We start from the raw sequence: 2,966 nt of genomic DNA, 5'->3' as shown, positions 1-2,966 counted from the left end.
AGCATCGACCGAGCCGGCGTCGGCGCGAAGGTCGAGATCCTCGTGGGGCGCGGCGCCGACGTGCTGCCGACGCTCGCCGGCGCCATCACCGACGGCAGCGCGGCCCCGTTCGACCTCGTCTTCATCGACGCGGACAAGGAGTCGAACACGATCTACCTGGACTGGGCGGTGCGGCTCGGACGTTCTGGCACGCTCGTCGTCGTCGACAACGTCGTGCGCTCGGGCCGCGTCGCGGACCCGCTGGACGACAGCGCCCAGGTCACGGGCGTGCGCGCGGGCCTTGCGATGCTGCGGGACGATCCGCGTTTCGACGCGACGGCGCTCCAGACTCTCGACGCGAAGGGCTGGGACGGCATCGCCATCGCGCTCATCACGTGACAGTGTGAGTGTTTGATCCGGTGGGTGGCCTGTGGCCGCGGCATCCGGATCACTATGCTCGAAATCGGAGCAGAATCACATTCCGGTGACGCTCCGAGAATCATCCTCCACAAGCAAGGAGTCCCCTGTGGCACTTATTGAGGCTGTAGGCGCACGCGAGATCTTGGATTCGCGTGGCAACCCGACTGTCGAAGTGGAGGTGCTGCTCGACGACGGAACTGTTCAGCGTGCGGCCGTCCCCTCCGGCGCATCCACCGGCGCGTTCGAAGCGTACGAGTTGCGTGACGGTGACAAGAGCCGCTACGGCGGCAAGGGCGTGCTGAAGGCGGTGGGCGCCGTCATCGACGAACTCGGCCCCGCCATCGAGGGCCTCGAGGCCAGCGAGCAGCGCGTCATCGACGAGATCCTCATCGCCACCGACGGCACCGAGAACAAGTCGCGCACCGGCGCGAACGCCATCCTCGGCGTGTCGCTCGCGGTCGCCAAGGCCGCCGCCGACGCCGCCGACCTGCCGCTGTTCCGCTACCTCGGTGGCCCGAACGCGCACGTGCTGCCCGTTCCCCTGTTCAACGTCATCAACGGCGGCGAGCACGCCGACAACGGCATCGACTTCCAGGAGTACTTCCTCGCGCCGATCGGTGCCGAGACCTACAGCGAGTCACTGCGCTGGGGCACCGAGGTGTACCACACCCTCAAGGGTGAGTTGAAGGCGGCGGGCTTCGCCACCGGCCTCGGCGACGAGGGCGGCTTCGCCCCCGACCTGCCGAGCAACCGCGAGGGCCTGGACTTCCTCGTCAAGGCCATCGAGAAGGCCGGCTTCACGCCCGGCACCGACGTGGCCGTTGGCCTCGACGTCGCCGCCACCGAGTTCTTCAAGGACGGCGTCTACACCGTCGAGGGCAAGCCGTGGACGGCCGAGGAACTGACCGACTACTTCGCCGACCTCGTTGCGAACTACCCCGTCGTCACGATAGAGGACGCCCTCGCCGAGGACGACTGGGATGCCTGGAAGCACCTCACCGACGCCATCGGCGACAAGGTGCAGCTCGTCGGCGACGACCTGTTCGTCACGAACCCGGTCCGCCTGCAGAAGGGTATCGACCTCGGGGTCGCCAACGCGCTGCTGGTCAAGGTCAACCAGATCGGCACGCTGTCCGAGACGCTCGATGCCATCGCCCTCGCGACGCAGAGCGGCTACCGCTCCATGCTCTCGCACCGTTCCGGCGAGACCGAGGACACGACCATCGCCGACCTCGTCGTCGCGGTCAACGCCGGCCAGATCAAGACCGGTGCGCCCGCCCGCAGCGAGCGTGTCGCGAAGTACAACCAGCTGCTGCGCATCGAGGAAGAGCTGGGGGATGCCGCGGTCTTCGCCGGCCGCGGAGCGTTCCCGCGCTTCAAGGGCTGAGCCGAAGTCTCACTACCTGGGTCAGGCTCTCCTGCCCCGCGGCGCGGCAGCGCCACGGAAAAAGCTGAGCCGCGTAGGCTGGTCGCATGACGAGAGAGGGAGCCGGGCGCGCCGCGCCGGCTCCCTCTTCTCATGCCGGTGGCGCCCAGACTTCTCATGCTCGCCGCGTCGACGTGCGGGAGTGGGCGGGCGGCATCCGTTTCTCGGCCTTCACCGCGATCATGCTGGGCCTCGTTGTGCTCGCCGTGTTCGTCCTCGTGCCCACGGTCGGCACCTACCTCGGTCAACGCCAGCAGATCGCCGCGCTGGAGAACTCCGTTCGCGTGACTACCGACCAGGTCGCCGCGCTCGAGCAGGAGAAGGATCGCTGGGCCGACCCCTCGTACATCGCGTCGCAGGCGCGGGCACGGCTGTACTACTTTCGACCCGGCGAGGTCGTGTACCTCGTCGACGACGACCTGCCGGATACCGCGATCCCCAAGGAGCAGTCCGCCGTAAGCGACGAGGTCGAAGAGGCGAGGCCGGACTGGATGTCGCAGCTCGTCCGCTCGATCGCGAATGCGGGACTGACCCAGACCGCGGTCGGGCCCGGCGAGTGACCCAGCGCGCGGTCAGCGCGCGCCGGTAGCCTGGAAACGTGCCGCATCCACAGCCGAGACTCCATCCTGCGCTGACGTCCGCGACCGCCGCCGACCTCGAGGTCATGCACGCGCAGCTCGGGCGGCCCATGCGTGGTGTCGTCGGCATCGCGGCCCGGTGCGTGTGCGGCAATCCGACGGTCGTCGCGACGGACCCGCGGCTGCCGGACGGGACGCCGTTTCCGACGTTCTACTACCTCACCCACCCCGGCGCGACGGCGGCGATGTCGGCACTGGAGGCCGGACAGGTGATGCGCGAGTTCGGCGAGCTGCTCGAGACCGACGCCGATGTCGCGGCGTCGTACGCTGCGGCGCACCACGCGTACCTGTCCGACCGCGCCGTGTACGGCGACGTGCCCGAGATCGAGGGCGTCTCTGCGGGCGGAATGCCGACGCGCGTCAAGTGCCTGCACGCGCTCGCCGCCCATGCCCTCGCCGCCGGCTCCGGAGTCAACCCGATCGGCGATCTCGCCCTGGAGCGTGGCGGTTGGTCGCCCGAGCGTTGCACCTGCGCGCAACCGCGCACCGCGCGGGGCGTAGCG

The 2,966-nt window shown here is 69.2% G+C and carries 4 protein-coding genes; all 4 read left to right on the top strand.

The genetic code is table 11. The features are described 5' to 3' along the window. A partial coding sequence (locus tag WBP48_RS09165; RefSeq protein WP_424439300.1) for an O-methyltransferase occupies positions 1 to 378 on the top strand: 378 nt, incomplete at its 5' end. 127 nt (positions 379 to 505) lie between these two features. Then, on the top strand, positions 506 to 1,786 hold the full coding sequence (gene eno, locus WBP48_RS09160; protein WP_424439297.1) for a phosphopyruvate hydratase: 1,281 nt from the start codon (positions 506 to 508) through the stop codon (positions 1,784 to 1,786). An 86-nt stretch (positions 1,787 to 1,872) separates the two neighbouring features. Then, positions 1,873 to 2,385 carry a septum formation initiator family protein gene (locus WBP48_RS09155; RefSeq protein ID WP_424439294.1) on the top strand — a complete coding sequence of 171 codons (513 nt, stop codon included), beginning with the start codon at positions 1,873 to 1,875 and terminating at the stop codon, positions 2,383 to 2,385. 104 nt (positions 2,386 to 2,489) lie between these two features. Then, on the top strand, positions 2,490 to 2,966 hold a 477-nt coding region (locus tag WBP48_RS09150), incomplete at its 3' end, for a DUF501 domain-containing protein (protein WP_424439303.1).

Source organism: Microbacterium sp. (assembly GCF_049661145.1).
GTDB lineage: Bacteria > Actinomycetota > Actinomycetes > Actinomycetales > Microbacteriaceae > Microbacterium.
This window is presented reverse-complemented; position numbering and strand designations above follow the sequence as displayed.

Excerpts from the sequence above, each read along its gene's own strand:
- WBP48_RS09155 (WP_424439294.1), top strand. The coding sequence starts at position 1,873 with ATGACGAGAGAGGGAGCCGGGCGCGCCGCGCCGGCTCCCTCTTCTCAT.